Genomic DNA, 16,121 nt, shown 5'->3' with positions numbered 1-16,121 from the left:
TAGTCTAGTTCATTTCCATATCTTCATCCGAGATCAGGTTTCCGAGACCATCCCGGGCTTTTTCAAACAGATTGTTGAAGACACCTTTGAAGCTGCCTCCGTTCTGTTTGTGTTGCTGACGATGGTTGGTCGGTCTTTCCTCTTCCTCGTCTTCATGAATAACCATCGCGTCGACGTTGCGCATTCCTTCGCGCTTCTTCAATCCCTTCACCAACAGACCAAGAATATTAGCGGCTTCCGGGCCATTGACTTGTTCAGCAAAGAGCAGTTCTTTCATCGGAATCACCGGGCGTCCAAAACGAACATCCAGACCAGTTTTAAAGCTGATGAGCTTCTCCATATCGGCCATTCCTGCTCCACCTCCGGTTATCACGATTCCTGCCCCTAGCTTATGCATCAGTCCCGTTGATTCGATCTGGTAACTGATACCTTCCAGAATTTCTTCCATCCGGGCCTGAATGATATGAGAAAGGTTCTTGAAACTCACTTCCTTGGCAGGCCATCCGTCCGATTCGGGAATCTGCACGACTTTATTGTCGGGTGCCAGCTCAGCCAGTGCTCTTCCAAACTGTACCTTCAGGAGCTCAGCGTGCCGGGCGATAATGTTGCATCCTTCTTTTATATCGCGGGTAACCACGGCGCCACCAAAAGGCAGTTCTGCGGCCAGTCGGAGTCTATTCTCATAATATACCGAAACGCCCGTCGTTCCGGCACCAAAATCGACTAAAACAACACCGGCTTCTTTCTCGTCTTCGGTGAGATAAGCCTCTCCCTGCACAAAAGGATTGACAAATACACCAGCTAGCTCGAAACCAGCTTTCTCGGCACAACGACGAAGGTTGATGCGGTAAGAATCGGGAGCCAAAATGAGATTGAACATCGCATCGATGCGATTACCGGCCATCCCAACAGGCTGCTGAATTCCCATTTCTCCATCCACAATGAATTCCTGAGGAACCACATGAAATATTTTCTCTCCCGGTTGAAGGGAGTAGCGGCCCACTTCTTCGTACAACGATGACACCAGCTCACGGGTTACTTCACCGTCCTTATCAATCATCCGGTAGCCGCTGGCCGACCGGGTACGAATCTTCTGTCCCGACAAACCGGCATAAATGCTACGAACTTTCAGTTTCAATCCGCGGCAAGCTACATCCACCGCTTCCCGTATCGACTGTCCGGCTTCTTCAATATTCACCACAACGCCATTCCTGACACCGCGGGTATCCGTACTTCCATAGCCAACGACCTCCAGTTTCCGATCAATGGTATAGCGACCAATGATGGCAGTCGTTTTCGCAGTACCTATATCTACTGCAGCGGTCATTTCTTTCATTGAACTCATAGGAAGTTATTTTTCTGTGCACACTATCTGATTTCTGTATTTGAGGTTAATGGTTTTGTATTTCGACCATCCTCCGTGTCGAAAACCTTCGGTATATAGTGCCTTCAAATTCCGGAACTTAATCCGGTAATCATCGGCTTTTCCAAATTCAATTTCTTGATCCCCAATCCGTGGAATCATTGTCAAATCGCTGTCATCATCCACGTAAATCTGGTCAATCTGCGCTTTCAGGAAATCATCCGAATCGATGTACGACACCAACGGGACCAAGGTCTCTCTGGCAAATTTCCGGGAAACCGAACCGCCCACCAGGATAACCCTTGCCGTATATTTAGGCGTCCAATTCATCACATTTCCTTCCTTATCCATATAGTAATCCAAACCGCTGGTAAACACCCTGAAAATGGGACGACGCTGCTCGATATGTACCACCAGCGAACCACCTTTTTCACCGGTATTGCTCGACAAAGTCGTATATACCTGAGCCTTGCCGATGGCCTGCAACTTTTCCAGACCGTCTTCAATCGTTCTCGTGTTGATGGAATCTAGTCGCTTACCAAAAACCCCGTTATATTTCTTTTGAATCCACTTCTCCACATCATCATTGTCGATGAACCGGTATTGAGCCGAATCACTCACATCGACCACCAGCCCGACACAACGCGTCTGCTTGTATTTTCGCGCTGAAAAACCGAGCGAAAACACGATGAGCATAATGGTCGCGCCCCACAAAATGATATGCAGAAACTTTTTAAACATCTTCTTTCTTCTTCAATACTTCCACAATCGGTTCCACCCACTGGTCGATATCGCCAGCGCCCAACGTCAGCAAAACATCTGTATCGAGCTTTTCAACAACTTCGGGCAAATCCTCTTTACTGCAAAGTATTTTGTCTTTTATCGTTACTTTTTCCAGTATTAATCTAGAATCCACGCCCGGAATCGGTTCTTCCCTTGCGGGATATATATCCAGTAAAATCAATTCGTCCAGCAGACTCAAACTCGCGGCGAAGTCTTCTGCCAAATCCCGTGTCCGGGAATAGAGGTGTGGCTGAAAAATCCCCGTCACCTTCCTGTCAGGAAACATATCCTGAACCGAATGAATTGTCGCCTCCAGCTCTTTCGGATGATGCGCATAATCGTCGATGTACACTACGTTTTTTCCGCGAAAGCGAATATCGAAACGGCGGACAACACCCTGGTAAGTTGCCAACGCCTCGCGAATCTCATCACCTGTAACTCCGGAAAGCAAAGCCAATCCACAAGCGGCAACGGCATTCTCCACGTTCATCAGTCCAGGGTAAGCCAGGCGTAAATCGGCAAATTCGCCGAAAGGCGTCACCAAATCGAAATGATAAGCTCCGTCTTCCACCCGGATATTCGTACCGTAAAAGTCTGCTTTCCCTTTGATGGAATACGTATAGAATTTAGCCTCCTCATTCCAGGCTGCCTCTACCGGAAGTACCTTTTTGTACAATACCTCGCCGCCTTTGTTCACCTGCCCGACAAAACTTTTGAATGCATCGAGCAGATGCGAAAAGTCACCGTAGATATCCAGGTGATCCGGATCGATTGAGGTAATCACTGCCCTTTGCGGGAACAACCGTAAAAAGGACCGATCGAACTCATCAGCTTCAGCGACCACCACATTGGTTTCCTTTTCGGGAAGGATGAGGTTGGTATGGTAGTTCCTCGAAATTCCTCCCATAAAAGAGGTGCAACCAACGGATGACTGATGCAGCAAATGAGCGGTCATGGTTGTTACCGATGTTTTGCCATGTGTTCCGCTTACTGCGATGCACTGACTCTCGGCAGCAATAATGCCCAACACCTGAGAACGTTTGTATATCGCCGTTCCGGTTTTCCGGAAGAACTGTAACTCAATATTTGACTCCGGGATAGCAGGCGTATAAATCACCAGCGTATTATCCAATGCGTTAAATGGTGGTACATATTTCAAGTCGGCCTCGTAGTGAACGTAAATTCCCTCCTCTTCCAACTCACGGGTCAACTCCGTTTCGGTGCGATCGTAACCTTCCACGCGCATTCCGTGAAAACGGAAATAACGTGCCAGGGCACTCATCCCGATGCCGCCGATACCCAGCAGATAAACCCTATGTACCTTCTCCAGATTCATGACTCTCTTTTTTCGAGCAATTCAGCAATAACCTCTACAATATCGCGGGTCGCATTGGGCAAAGCCATTTTTGTGCTGTTCGCTGCCAGTTTCTCCAACTGGAGCTTATCAGTGATCAACTTCAAAGTCTCAGGAACCAGCTTCTCTTTTGCTTCGCTGTCTTTAACCAATACGGCCGCTTCTTTTTCTACCAACGCCATGGCGTTTCGGGTCTGGTGATCCTCTGCCACGTTAGGCGACGGAACCAGAATGGATGGTTTGCCTACCAGACAAAGTTCAGATATCGTTCCCGCTCCGGCCCGTGAGATGACCAAATCGGCCACAGCATAAGCCAAATCCATTCGCGGAATAAATTCCATCAAGTGAATATGGGCAGGAAGTTTTCCTTCCAGCTTTTCGCTGATGGATTTATAATAAAATTTCCCGGTTTGCCAGATCACCTGAATACCGGAATCTTTCAATGCATCAAACTGCGCCAGCAAACTGTCGTTGATGGAACGGGCTCCCAAACTTCCGCCGACAATCAACAGAACCGGTTTGTTTTCTTCCAACTGGAAAAATTTCCGCGCCTCCTCAATATTCTTCTGCCCTTCAAGCAGGTTGCTTCGTATTGGATTTCCGGTGAAAACAATCTTCCCGGCAGGAAAGAAGCGCTCCATTTTATCGTAAGCCACACAAATCTTATCGACTTTCTTCGCCAGAATTTTGTTGGTCACACCCGCAAAAGAATTCTGTTCCTGAACAACTGTAGGCAATCCTTTGTTAGTAGCAACCCTGAGCACCGGGCCGCTGGCATAACCACCTACGCCAATCACACAATCGGGGCGAAACGAAGTGACAATTTTACGTGCTTTCATCATCGAACGAAGCAACTTGAACGGAAACGACAGGTTGCGCCAAATCTCGCCGCGATGGAAACCTGCTACCGGCAGACCTTCGATGGTGTAACCAGCCGCCGGAACTTTTTCCATCTCCATTTTGTGCTCAGCTCCCACAAACAGGATCTCACAATCCGGATACCGTTGCTTCAGACCGTCGGCAATGGAAATAGCCGGAAAAATATGACCTCCGGTTCCGCCTCCGCTAATGATGAATTTGTATGTTTTCATTTTCTTCTGATTCAAAAAACTTATTCCCGACAGGAAACAGTTAAACCGTTTCTTCCTTCAACTGCACGTCCTCATCGGGCAAATCTTCCGTCGAGTGGAACTTGTGCTCAATCTCCTCGCGACGTTCTTTATTATTTTGAGAGCTTACACTCAGCAATAGTCCAAAAGCAATGGCCGTAAACAACTGCGATGTTCCTCCCCAGCTTATCCACGGCAACGGCTGTCCGGTTACGGGTAAAATCCCCACCGACACCCCCATATTGATCATGGCCTGCATAAAGAGCAGCACTGTTATTCCGGTAGCCAGAAAAGCCGGGAACGTCCGGTTACTCTTCTTCAGCAAAATTCCTCCCCTCGTCAGCAACATGATGTAAAACAACAGGATGACACCTCCGCCAAACATTCCATATTCCTCAATAATAATGGAATAAACAAAGTCGTTATAGGCCGCACTCATAAAGTTACTCACCGTGCTATTTCCGGTACCTACACCACCAAATCCACCGCGGTGAATGGCAATTTTTGCAAAATCGGCCTGCGTCAACCCTTTCTCCGAGCGTTTGTCGCCGTGTATGTAGCGCTCAATTCGGGCACGCACAGTTTTGATACGTCCTGAACGACCTCCGTCGGGAAGATGAGGTGCAATGAAATATAGTATAGCCACCAACGCGACTCCGGCCATCGCAAGCAGCATCATATATTTGAAAGGCACCCGTCCAACAAACATCATAATGACTACCGTTGTAAAAAGCAGGCCGGCAGTTGAAAAGTCGGCCACGGCAATTGGGGCACAAATGGCGGCTGCCCCCAACAATGTTTTACCAAACGCTTTTTTCAGGCTCTCTTTACTGGTCTGGTTGTTGGCCAGAATACGGGACACCCAGATAACCAGCGCCACTTTCGCCAACTCAGCTGGCTGAAAAGTGATAAATCCAAGTGGCAAGGTACGCCCTGTTCCACCACTGGCCCGGCCAAAAACCAATCCCATAATGATGAAAAAGAACGCAGTTAGCATACCTAAATTCGCAGTCCGGTTGTAAAACTTAATGGGAATGATATTGACCATTACCAGAATAATTCCAAATCCGAGCAAGTGCATCAATGTCTGGCGAATCAGGTAGTGAGCGGTATTTCCGCCTGCTACACGAAAAGCCAGTGCTCCCGTCGAGCTGTAAATAATCAGCATGGAAGCAATGGAGAGTGCTACCAGCACTGCCCAGATGATGTTATCGCCTTTGAAATATTTCCGGTAAACGCCAAATCCCATCTTTCAATCCGGTTAAAGGTTTCGTACGGCCTGTTTGAACATCTGGCCGCGTTCTTCATAATTCTGAAACAGGTCGAAACTGGCGCAGGCCGGAGACAACAACACCGTGTCGCCTTCGCCGGCCAGGAAATATGCGTTCCGAACCGCTTCTTCCATACTATCCGTATCGATAACGTCTTTTACCATACCGCTGAATGCATCGATAATTTTCCGGTTGTCTTTTCCGAGGCAAACAATGGCTTTCACTTTGGTCTTGACCAAATCGTAGAGCATCGAATAATCGTTGCCTTTGTCGACTCCGCCAACAATCCATACGACCTGCGTATTCATGCTTTCCAGCGCATACCAGGTTGAGTTGATGTTGGTGGCCTTCGAATCATTGATAAACTCGATACCATGAACCCTGATGAAGCGTTCGAGCCGGTGTTCCACTCCCTGAAAGTCGGTGAGACACTGGCGAATCTTCTCTTTTCGTAACCGGAAAACGACTCCCGACAAACCTGCCGCCATAGAGTTGTACATGTTGTGTTTTCCTTGTAAAGCCAAATCGAATATGGACATTGCGAATGAATTATGATTAATGCTAACTATTAGTTCGTTGTTTTCAATCCAGGCCCCAAAGGCCAGTTGATTTTCAATGGAGAACGGGATCATCTGTGCGTGAATATCCCTTTTTTCGATCTCCGTAGTGATGATATCATCATCAGCACAATAGATAAAAAAGTCTTCCTGACGCTGGTTTTGCAAGATGCGGAACTTCGAATTCACGTAATTCTGCATCTGGTAATCGTACCGGTCCAGGTGGTCGGGAGTGATATTCAGCAGGATGGCTACATCAGCCCGGAAATCGTACATCCCGTCGAGCTGAAAGCTGGAAAGCTCAATCACATACAGGTCGAAATCTTCCTCAGCGACCTGCCAGGCAAAGCTTTTTCCCATATTTCCGGCAACCCCAACATTCAATCCTGCCCTTTTCATCATATCGTAAATGAGCAGGGTTGTGGTTGTTTTTCCGTTGCTTCCGGTAATGCAGATGGTTTTTGCCTGCGTGTACCTTCCGGCGAATTCAATTTCCGAAATAACCGGAATTCCTTTTTCCAATAGTTTTTGAACCAATGGCACTTTTTCAGGAATACCCGGACTTTTCATCACCAAATCGGCCGACAGGATTTCAGCCTCGGTATGCTGCTTTTCCTCCCACCGGATTCCATTCTCGTAAAGAACGCTTTTGTATTTATTTTTTATCGTTCCGCTATCCGAAACGAACACGTCAAATCCTTTCTTCTGACCGAGAATCGCGGAACCTATTCCGCTCTCGCCTGCACCTAATATGACCAGTTTTTTTGGGGTCATGATTAACGCATTTTCAATGTTGCTACAGTCAGTACTGCCAGTAAAATCCCAATAATCCAGAACCGCGTAACGATTTTGGCTTCAGGAATGCCTTTTTTCTGGTAATGATGATGAAGCGGCGACATCAGAAACACCCTGCGCCCTTCACCGTATTTCCGTTTCGTATGCTTGAAATATGCTACCTGAATCATCACCGACAGGTTTTCGACCAGGAAAACACCGCACAACAGCGGAATCAGAATTTCCTTCCGGACGATGATGGCGAACACGGCTAAAATTCCTCCCATGGCCAAACTTCCTGTATCGCCCATAAAAACCTGGGCCGGGAAAGAGTTGTACCACAAAAATCCAATAGCCGCACCAATGAAAGCCGCCATAAAAACAGTCAGTTCACCAACCTGCGGGATATACATAATATTCAGGTAATCGGCATATATCAGGTTACCACTGAGGTAGGCAAACACTCCCAGCGTTGTGCCACTTATCGCGGAAGTCCCCGTCGCGAGACCGTCCAGACCATCGGTGAGGTTGGCTCCGTTCGACACTGCGGTTATAATAAAAATGATGACCAGGGCATAAACGAGCCAGCCCCACTCGGAAGCTTTATTACCCATGAACCAAACCAGCCATTTGTAGTTGAATTCGTGATTCTTTACAAACGGAATAGTAGTTTTGGTCGATTTCACATCGCGGGTTACCTGGCTGACCGTTTGTTCACCGGTCATACTGTTCACCAGGATTTCTGTTTTTACCTTTCCATCAGGGTTCATTACCCGCTCTCGGATGACCACGTCCTTGCTGAAATAGAGCGTAGCTGCTACAATTAATCCCAGTGAAACCTGTCCCAGAATCTTGAATTTGCCGGCAAGGCCTTCTTTATCTTTCAGGAAAACTTTGATATAATCGTCTACAAAACCGATGAAACCGAGCCATACGGTCGTGATAATCATCAACAGAATATAAACATTGTCAAGTTTGGCAAACAAAAGCACCGGCACCAACAACGACGACAGGATAATGATTCCTCCCATGGTCGGCGTTCCCCGTTTTTGCAATTGTCCCTCGAGACCCAGATCGCGAATCTCTTCACCAATTTGCTGGCGCTGCAGAATGCGGATGATCTTCTTTCCTACGAAAGTGGAAAACAACAGGGCGGTGATGATCGCCAGGGCCGACCGGAACGAGAGATACTCGAACATCCCCGCACCCGGGAAATTCAACGATTCAAGATATTTAAACAAGTAATAGAGCATATTAAATTAGTTTTGTCCGGTTACACCGAATATTTCCCGAATAACTTCACGATCATCAAAATGGTGTTTCACCCCCTTAATTTCCTGGTACGTTTCGTGTCCTTTCCCAGCCACCAGGATAATATCGCCGGGCCGCGCCATCATGGCGGCTGTGCGAATCGCCTCTTTCCGATTCGAAATCGCCAACACTTTGTTCCGCTGATGTGCCTCCACACCGATCATCATATCAGCAATAATTGCTTCCGGATCCTCCGAACGCGGATTGTCGGCCGTCAGAATAACACGATCACTGGCAGAAGCCGCTTCCTGGGCCATCTCCGGTCGTTTCGTCTTATCACGATTCCCTCCGGCTCCCACTACCGTGAAAAGCGTTTCGTTCCGGGTACGAATTTCATTGATCGATGAAAGCACATTCTTCAAGGCATCCGGCGTGTGCGCATAATCGACGATAGCAAAAACGCCCAGCGGAGAACGAATAATTTCGAAGCGCCCATCCACAGGCTTCAGCAAGCTCATTTGCTGCAATACTTCTTCTTTTTCCGCGCCAAGCGAAACAGCCGTTCCATACACGGCCAGCAAATTCATCGCGTTAAAATTGCCGATGAAGTGCGACCAAACTTCCGTTCCGTCCACACTCAACAACATCCCATCGAAATGACTTTCCAGCACCTTCACCCGAAAATCAGCGAGCGAACGCATGGAATAGGTTAGTTTCTGCGCATCGGTATTCTGAAGCATCACCATACCATTCTTATCGTCAGAGTTGGTCAACGCGAATGCTTCTTTACTCAGTCCATCGAAAAACATTTTCTTAGCGTTCCGGTATTCAATGAATGTTTTGTGATAGTCCAGATGATCATGTGTCAGATTTGTGAAGATGCCCCCATCGAACTGAATACCAGCAATGCGTTGCTGATGAATAGCGTGCGAACTCACCTCCATGAAGCAATAACTGCATCCGGCTTCCACCATCTCGGCCATCAGCTCGTGAATCTGAACCGGATCGGGCGTGGTATGCGTCGATGGTCGCTTTTCATCACCCACATAATTGCAGATAGTCGAAAGCAAACCCGTTTTGTAACCGAGCATACCGAATAGCTGGTACAACAATGTAGCAATGGTGGTTTTCCCATTCGTCCCGGTTACACCTACCACCTTCATTTGCGCCGATGGTTCTCCATAAAAACGGGAAGCAACTTCACCCAACACCCTGGCAGAATTTTCACATTGAATCCATGCCACATCCGAATTCTGTTTTTCCGGCAAACGCTCACAAACAATAGCTACAGCTCCATCAGCGATGGCATTCTCGATAAACTGGTGGCCATCGACCTGTGTTCCGGGTACAGCAACAAACAAAAATCCCGGTTTCACTTTACGTGAATCAAAAGCGACTCCGGCAACCGGAATATCCGTGAATCCGGAAACTTCCAGCCCGCTTAACCCCGATAATATTTCGTTTAAATTCTTCATTTATTCTCCTAATCTTAATCTCACCGACTGCCCGGTCTGATATTTCGTTCCGGCCGGTATCGACTGCGTCAGCACTCTACCACGACCGGAAACAGAAACACGCAGGCCCCGGTTTTCCAAAATGTAAACAGCATCCGATGCACCCATGCCTGTCACTTTGGGCATCACACCCGGAACAACCTTCAACGGACCCAGCTCCACATCATGGTTGGTGGTATCCATTTCGGCCCATTCGCTACTACCGTGAAACCAGCCATGCAGCAAATCGGCATCATCCAGCACCTCTTCCAAATCTTTTCGTTTACCCGAAACTTCTCCGGGATAGTCCTGTTTTCCGGCGAAAGCCGAAATATCCAAATCATCGTGCATCCGCAGGTCGCTGGCGTACACGTTGTCCGAGATTTCGCGGAAAACCGGGCCGGCTACCGAGCCACCGTAATAAGCGCCTTTCGGACCATTGATGACCACAATACACGAGTACCGCGGATTATCAGCCGGAAAATATCCCACGAATGACGCCTGGTAAATCCGTCCCGAAGCATGGAAGTATCCTTCGCTTTGGTTTGCCACCTGTGCTGTACCTGTTTTTCCCGCAATTTCGTAAGCCGGTGTATTTAGGGATTTAGCCGTTCCCCGCACCACCACGCCGCGTAACATATCGTGCACCTTATTAAGCGTTTCGGAAGAACAGATTTTCGGATTCATCACCTTCGTTTTAAATTCCTTGACCTCACGTCCGTTTCTATCGATTGCCTGCACCAATCGTGGCTCCACCATCCGTCCGTTATTGGCAACGGCATTATAAAAAGTCAGCATCTGCAACGGCGTCAGTTTCAGCTCATACCCAAACGACATCCAAGCCAAGGTCACACCCGACCAACCATTGCCACCACCGGGATACTTGATGAATGGCTTCGCCTCGCCTTTAATCCCCAAATCAACGGGTTGATTCAATCCAAAACTATAAATCCGGTCAACGAAATCCCGTTCGTGTCCGGCGTAAGCCTTGGTAATGATTTTGGCAACCCCAACATTCGAAGACAGCTCGAAGACCTGCTTCATGGTAATCTTTCCATGTCCACCATGCCGCCAGTCACTGTCATACACCGTACGATCTTTATATTTCCATACACCGTTTCCGGTATCTACTATCGTTGACGTGTCTACTTTCCCATCTTCCAGCGCCGCCATCAGCGATACCAACTTGAAAGTCGAGCCCGGCTCAGCATTTCCGGAGTTACCGATGGCATAATTTTGATAGCCTTCAACCAAATCGCCATTGTCATCTCGTCCGTAATTTGCAATCGCCTTAATATCGCCGGTTTTGACATCCATCAGGACAGCCGTTCCATATTTTGCCCTACTATCAACCATCTCTTTCTTCAAGGCATGCATCACCATATCCTGAAAATTGACATTGATGGTTGTTATCAGGTTGTAACCGTCCTGCGGATCTTCCTTGCTCACGTACAACCATCTTCCCGACAAGTTCCGTTTCAGGGCAAGGCCGTCTTCGCCTTTCAGGTAACTTTCGTACGCTTCTTCCAGTCCGTAGTAGCCAACGCTTCCATGGGTTCCGCCATAAACCGTACTACTCATTCGTCCCAGCGTTCTTGTAGCCATATTACCGAAAGGGTAAACCCGAAGATTTTCCTGCTCGGCGATTAAGCCACCCCGGTTTCGTCCGCGACGGAAAATGGGGAACTTTTCAATTTTTTGCAGCTCCAGGTAATTCACTTTTCGTGGATTGATCAGATGATAGCGGGCTCCCTGACGATAAGCTGAGCGCAATTCGTGCCGGTAAGCTGCCTCCGATTTATCTCTGAAAAAGTGGGCCAGGTAATAAGCCAAGGAATCAACCTTCGCGTTGAAGACCTCTTTCACACCCGGTGCCGCTAAATCCATTCGCAACTCATAATAAGGAACCGATGTAGCCAGTGGCCTCCCGTCGTCGGCACAAATATCACCTCGCCGGGCCGGGATTGTCACCTCTTTTACGTCAAGCCGCTCACCTTTCTGATCCCAGCTTTTATCCTGCTGAATAATAAAAATATTGCCCATCAGAAGGAGGGCAAAAATTATTGCAGCCACGTAAAACAGGCTAAATCGGGTTAGTATGGTTTTCCGGATTTCCATCAACCACTATTCTTTATCTACATACAATCTTCGGGGAGGTTCCTTCGATACCTCAAGCCCTAGGTTACTTTTCTCCACTCGGTCCATCACTTCAGAAGGCCGGCTCATCTTCATCAGCTCGGCTGCCACCGCAACAGATTCAGAACGCAATTCCTTCAGCGAGTCCTGAAGGGCGGTAATATGCCTAATGGTTTTCTCCGACTTATACCGAATGGAGATATTAACCAGCAACATGACCACCACGACAAAAATCAACAACCGGTTTCTCCTCAGCCAGTCACTTTCCAGGATACGGCCATTCAAAATGGTCCGTAACGAAACCCGGTATCTCTTTCGGTTGTTCTTTTCCGGCATAATTATATTCTTTCTGCAATCCGCAATTTGGCACTTCGCGCCCGCGGATTATCGTTTATCTCATCTTCATCCGGCACAATCGGCTTCCGGTTGACCGCCTTCACCGGGACTTCATAATTTCCGTACAGGTCCTTCTCAATCGTTCCTTCCACCTTGCCACTCCTGACAAAGTTCTTCACCATCCTGTCTTCCAGCGAATGATAGGTGATAGCGACGAAGCGCCCTCCGGGATTCAACACTTCAGGAATGGCTTCCAGAAAATCTTTCAGCACATCCATTTCCCGGTTCACCTCAATACGAAGCGCCTGAAACACCTGTGCCAGGTACTTTTTCTCCGTTTTGGGTGGCACACAAGGTTCAATCACTTTCAGGAACTGACCAATTGTATTAACCGGCTCCTGCGATCTGGCATTTGTGATTAATGAAACCAGTCTTCTGGCATTTTTGACTTCCCCGTAGGTTCTGAAAATTCGCATCAACTCACTCTCCTCGTATTCATTCACAATCGATGCCGCATCTTTTTCAGCGGTTTGATTCATCCGCATATCGAGCTTTCCGTCGAAGCGAAAAGAAAAACCGCGTTCTGCTTCATCGAACTCATGCGACGAAACGCCCAAATCGGCCAATATCCCATCCACCTTTTCCAATCCGTAGTAGCGGAGGAAATTTTTCAGGAACCGAAAATTATGCTGAACAAATATGAGACGATCGTCATCAATAAGGTTTTGCCGGGCATCCACATCCTGATCGAAAGCCAGCAATTTGCCGCCCTTGAGTTTCTCCAGGATTCTGCGCGAGTGTCCTCCTCCGCCAAACGTCACATCCACATATACTCCACCCGGTTTCAGCGCCAAACCGTCAACACTTGCATCCAACAACACGGGTACATGGTATTCACTCATCACTCAGCAATTTGAAGGGTCAAAAACTATCGGCCGGACCACCGAGCAACTCTTTGTAAAGCCGCACAAAATCTTCGTCGGAAATCCGTGAAGCTTCATGTCTGGCAGGCTCCCACAATCTCATCCGTTCGCCCTGACCGGCAAAAATGGCTTCTTTGCCAATTCCTGCATAGTCCAGCATTTCGTTGGGAACATTGAGCCTTCCGTTATCAGCCATATTTACTTTCACCACTTCTTCGAAATAACGGGAAAGCATTTTACTGTGGAGCGGATCATCCATATTAACCCGCTGACGAAGCTTATCCACTTTCCGGTGCCATGCCGAGAGCGGATAAACGTTCAGGCATTTGTCATAAATATCTTTCTCCACCACATACACCACTTCCAACGCGTCTCCCATCTCCTTCTTGAAAGGAGCCGGAAGCACGACACGGCCTTTACCGTCAACATTTACAGGATATACGCTGGTGAAAGAGATCATGGCTCAAATTACCTACATTTTCATGTAAAGGTATCTTTTTTACACTATCTGACAAAGTATGACACATTGAGACACTTAGCAAATTTGTCAACATTTTGTTGACATCAATGTTCATAACCATGTTGATAAACACCTTGTAATTGTTGAAATCTTAAAGTTGAGAGTGGTTTTTCTGTCTTTGGAATTCAAAGATACACTTCATTTGGGAAATCCATTCTACAACGGCTTTAAATTGTCGGCCATTCTTTACACGATCAATTTTTTAGTAAATTTCGCCACAGTTGAACGACAATTCCTATGGAGCAAAGAGAACCGGTTCAAAAGTTAAAACCGATTGTACTAAAAGAGCTTATCGCGGATAAAAGCCCTAAACTGGCGTCCCGGATTCCGGGATTTGTGTATCGTTATCTGAACTACAAATTACATATCAAGGAGGTTAACCAGATTATTCGGGATTATGGACACCTGACGGGAGTAGAATTCTGTGATGCCGTTATCAGTGATTTTAAAATCAAATTCGATTTTCACGGACTCGATAATCTTCCCGGGGAAGGACGATACATTTTTGCATCGAACCATCCGCTCGGAGGTTTCGATGGAATGTTGCTCCTCAGCCAGGTGACACATCAAATGGGTCCGTCCAAATTCCTGGTAAGAGACGAGTTAACAAAAATTCCACCGTTGGCTCCTGTTTTTGTTCCGATCAACAAGCACGGCAGTCAGCGAAAAGCCGCCAAAGTGATACAGGAAGCGTATGAATCAGACAACCAAATACTCATCTTTCCGTCGGGACTGGCTTCAAGACGCATCAACGGGGAAGTAGTCGATTTAGCATGGCACAAACACTTCATACAAAAATCGATACAGTATCAGCGAGACGTGATACCGGTTCACATTTCCGGCAGAAATTCCGGATTTTTTTACCGGCTAGCCAATTTCCGCAAGTTCATTGGTTTGAAATTCAACATTGAAATGTTTTTTTTGCCTGACGAAACATTCAAACAGAGGGGAAAAGAGATAAGTATTACATTCGGTGAACCCATTTCGTGGCAGACTTTCTCAAAGGAAAAATCGCAAAATGGATGGGCAGCCTGGGTAAAATCGAAGGTTTACGACATGGCACCGAATACTCAAAAATAAGTGTACTTTACACATATCCTGTCTATTATTTCTTATTTTTGAAACCTTAAATCAAATGTTCGAAACATGAAGGAAATCATTCCTCCCGTTCCACGGGAGCTAATTGAGTCGGAACTTACCGAGGATAAATTCCAACGCAAGACGAACAAAGCCGGGAACGAGATTTACATATTCACCTATCACGAGGCTCCGAACACGATGAAGGAGATAGGTCGACTGAGGGAGCTTTCTTTCAGAAAAGCAGGGGGCGGAACCGGCAAAGAGATTGATCTTGACGATTACGACACCTGTGAAAATAATCCCTACAAGCAACTCATTGTCTGGGATCCCGCCAGAAAAGAGATCCTGGGAGGCTACCGCTACATTCATTGCTCCGGCTTACCACGTGACGAAAACGGAGAAGTACAGCTGGCAACAGCACGTCTCTTTCGGTTTTCCGAGAAGTTTATCGACGAGTACCTGCCCCATGTAATTGAACTGGGCCGCTCATTTGTGCAACCCGATTACCAGTCGAGCAAAGCAGGGGCCAAAGGTTTGTTTGCGCTCGATAACCTGTGGGACGGACTTGGCGCCCTGACGGTAGACCATCCGGAAATCAAGTACTTTTTCGGAAAAGTAACGATGTACACGCACTTCAACACGGAAGCGCGCAACCTGATACTTCACTTCTTCGAGACCTATTTCGCCGACCCGGATGAACTGGTACGGCCTAAAAAACCGATGCCGACCCATCGGAATATCGAAGCACTGAATGCGTTGTTCGAAGGAAAAGAATATCAGGAAGCGTATAAAATCCTTTCACAGGAGGTGCGTAATTACGGCGAAAATATTCCGCCGCTCATCAATGCTTACATGAATCTTTCTCCATCGATGAGGACATTCGGTACAGTTGTCAACGACCATTTTGGTGACGTGGAAGAGACCGGCATCATGATCAACATTGACGAGATGTACGACGCCAAAATCGACCGGCACGTTTCAACTTACCTCGAAGAGCTGGTTGAAAAGGGAGAAGATCCGAAAGTAAGATTCCAGTAAAAGAAACAGAATCAACGAATACACAATAAAGCCTTCTGAAATTTCAGGAGGCTTTTCTTTTTGCCATCAAACCCCTAACAGAAAGGAAACTATAGCATTCCGTATTTGTATCTACTATTTTCTTAGTAGAATT

General features: G+C 47.2%; 14 protein-coding genes. 2 read left to right on the top strand and 12 right to left on the bottom strand.

Features of this window, described 5'->3' with window-relative positions; all coding sequences use genetic code 11:
- Positions 1 to 4: 4 nt before the first annotated feature.
- The 12 genes from ftsA to GJU87_RS20140 are packed head-to-tail and all read right to left on the bottom strand — an operon-like array spanning position 5 to position 13,810.
- Positions 5 to 1,345 (bottom strand): cell division protein FtsA, encoded by a 1,341-nt coding sequence (ftsA, locus tag GJU87_RS20195; protein WP_153641119.1) that lies wholly within the window; start codon positions 1,343 to 1,345, stop codon positions 5 to 7.
- Positions 1,346 to 1,351: 6 nt separating this feature from the next.
- Positions 1,352 to 2,104, bottom strand: coding sequence for a cell division protein FtsQ/DivIB (locus GJU87_RS20190; protein ID WP_153641118.1), 753 nt, complete (start codon positions 2,102 to 2,104; stop codon positions 1,352 to 1,354).
- Positions 2,097 to 3,482, bottom strand: coding sequence for a UDP-N-acetylmuramate--L-alanine ligase (gene murC, locus GJU87_RS20185; protein ID WP_153641117.1), 1,386 nt, complete (start codon positions 3,480 to 3,482; stop codon positions 2,097 to 2,099). The genes GJU87_RS20190 and murC overlap by 8 nt, the downstream gene beginning before the upstream one ends.
- On the bottom strand, positions 3,479 to 4,591 hold the full coding sequence (gene murG / locus GJU87_RS20180; RefSeq protein WP_153641116.1) for an undecaprenyldiphospho-muramoylpentapeptide beta-N-acetylglucosaminyltransferase: 1,113 nt from the start codon (positions 4,589 to 4,591) through the stop codon (positions 3,479 to 3,481). Before murG ends, murC begins: the two co-directional genes overlap by 4 nt.
- A 40-nt stretch (positions 4,592 to 4,631) precedes the next feature.
- Positions 4,632 to 5,858 (bottom strand): FtsW/RodA/SpoVE family cell cycle protein, encoded by a 1,227-nt coding sequence (locus GJU87_RS20175; protein ID WP_153641115.1) that lies wholly within the window; start codon positions 5,856 to 5,858, stop codon positions 4,632 to 4,634.
- 12 nt (positions 5,859 to 5,870) lie between these two features.
- The gene (gene murD / locus GJU87_RS20170) at positions 5,871 to 7,211 is read right to left on the bottom strand and encodes a UDP-N-acetylmuramoyl-L-alanine--D-glutamate ligase (protein ID WP_153641114.1); all 1,341 of its coding nucleotides are present in this window, start codon (positions 7,209 to 7,211) and stop codon (positions 5,871 to 5,873) included.
- Between the two features lie 2 nt (positions 7,212 to 7,213).
- On the bottom strand, positions 7,214 to 8,464 hold the full coding sequence (gene mraY, locus GJU87_RS20165; RefSeq protein ID WP_153641113.1) for a phospho-N-acetylmuramoyl-pentapeptide-transferase: 1,251 nt from the start codon (positions 8,462 to 8,464) through the stop codon (positions 7,214 to 7,216).
- A 6-nt stretch (positions 8,465 to 8,470) separates the two neighbouring features.
- Complete coding sequence (locus GJU87_RS20160) at positions 8,471 to 9,937, bottom strand: UDP-N-acetylmuramoyl-L-alanyl-D-glutamate--2,6-diaminopimelate ligase (RefSeq protein WP_153641112.1); 1,467 nt, start codon at positions 9,935 to 9,937, stop codon at positions 8,471 to 8,473.
- Positions 9,938 to 12,073 (bottom strand): penicillin-binding protein, encoded by a 2,136-nt coding sequence (locus tag GJU87_RS20155; protein ID WP_153641111.1) that lies wholly within the window; start codon positions 12,071 to 12,073, stop codon positions 9,938 to 9,940. It abuts the gene before it with no gap.
- A 6-nt stretch (positions 12,074 to 12,079) separates the two neighbouring features.
- A complete protein-coding gene (locus GJU87_RS20150; protein ID WP_106541333.1) occupies positions 12,080 to 12,427 on the bottom strand; it encodes an FtsL-like putative cell division protein in 348 nt (115 codons plus the stop codon).
- A gap of 2 nt (positions 12,428 to 12,429) precedes the next feature.
- Positions 12,430 to 13,329: a 16S rRNA (cytosine(1402)-N(4))-methyltransferase RsmH gene (gene rsmH / locus GJU87_RS20145; protein ID WP_153641110.1), complete on the bottom strand. Its 900-nt coding sequence runs from the start codon at positions 13,327 to 13,329 to the stop codon at positions 12,430 to 12,432.
- A 19-nt stretch (positions 13,330 to 13,348) separates the two neighbouring features.
- Positions 13,349 to 13,810: a division/cell wall cluster transcriptional repressor MraZ gene (locus GJU87_RS20140; protein WP_153641109.1), complete on the bottom strand. Its 462-nt coding sequence runs from the start codon at positions 13,808 to 13,810 to the stop codon at positions 13,349 to 13,351.
- Between the two features lie 297 nt (positions 13,811 to 14,107).
- On the opposite strand from GJU87_RS20140, the gene GJU87_RS20135 reads away from it, so the two are divergent.
- Positions 14,108 to 14,950, top strand: coding sequence for a 1-acyl-sn-glycerol-3-phosphate acyltransferase (locus GJU87_RS20135; RefSeq protein ID WP_153641108.1), 843 nt, complete (start codon positions 14,108 to 14,110; stop codon positions 14,948 to 14,950).
- Positions 14,951 to 15,016: 66 nt separating this feature from the next.
- A complete protein-coding gene (locus GJU87_RS20130; protein ID WP_153641107.1) occupies positions 15,017 to 15,988 on the top strand; it encodes a GNAT family N-acetyltransferase in 972 nt (323 codons plus the stop codon).
- Positions 15,989 to 16,121 lie beyond the last annotated feature (133 nt).

The sequence above is a fragment of the Prolixibacter sp. NT017 genome (genome assembly GCF_009617875.1).
Lineage (GTDB): Bacteria > Bacteroidota > Bacteroidia > Bacteroidales > Prolixibacteraceae > Prolixibacter.
This window is presented reverse-complemented; position numbering and strand designations above follow the sequence as displayed.

Excerpts from the sequence above, each read along its gene's own strand:
- ftsA (WP_153641119.1), bottom strand. The coding sequence starts at position 1,345 with ATGAGTTCAATGAAAGAAATGACCGCTGCAGTAGATATAGGTACTGCG.
- GJU87_RS20190 (WP_153641118.1), bottom strand. The coding sequence starts at position 2,104 with ATGTTTAAAAAGTTTCTGCATATCATTTTGTGGGGCGCGACCATTATG.
- murC (WP_153641117.1), bottom strand. The coding sequence starts at position 3,482 with ATGAATCTGGAGAAGGTACATAGGGTTTATCTGCTGGGTATCGGCGGC.
- murG (WP_153641116.1), bottom strand. The coding sequence starts at position 4,591 with ATGAAAACATACAAATTCATCATTAGCGGAGGCGGAACCGGAGGTCAT.
- GJU87_RS20175 (WP_153641115.1), bottom strand. The coding sequence starts at position 5,858 with ATGGGATTTGGCGTTTACCGGAAATATTTCAAAGGCGATAACATCATC.
- murD (WP_153641114.1), bottom strand. The coding sequence starts at position 7,211 with ATGACCCCAAAAAAACTGGTCATATTAGGTGCAGGCGAGAGCGGAATA.
- mraY (WP_153641113.1), bottom strand. The coding sequence starts at position 8,464 with ATGCTCTATTACTTGTTTAAATATCTTGAATCGTTGAATTTCCCGGGT.
- GJU87_RS20160 (WP_153641112.1), bottom strand. The coding sequence starts at position 9,937 with ATGAAGAATTTAAACGAAATATTATCGGGGTTAAGCGGGCTGGAAGTT.
- GJU87_RS20155 (WP_153641111.1), bottom strand. The coding sequence starts at position 12,073 with ATGGAAATCCGGAAAACCATACTAACCCGATTTAGCCTGTTTTACGTG.
- GJU87_RS20150 (WP_106541333.1), bottom strand. The coding sequence starts at position 12,427 with ATGCCGGAAAAGAACAACCGAAAGAGATACCGGGTTTCGTTACGGACC.
- rsmH (WP_153641110.1), bottom strand. The coding sequence starts at position 13,329 with ATGAGTGAATACCATGTACCCGTGTTGTTGGATGCAAGTGTTGACGGT.
- GJU87_RS20140 (WP_153641109.1), bottom strand. The coding sequence starts at position 13,810 with ATGATCTCTTTCACCAGCGTATATCCTGTAAATGTTGACGGTAAAGGC.
- GJU87_RS20135 (WP_153641108.1), top strand. The coding sequence starts at position 14,108 with ATGGAGCAAAGAGAACCGGTTCAAAAGTTAAAACCGATTGTACTAAAA.
- GJU87_RS20130 (WP_153641107.1), top strand. The coding sequence starts at position 15,017 with ATGAAGGAAATCATTCCTCCCGTTCCACGGGAGCTAATTGAGTCGGAA.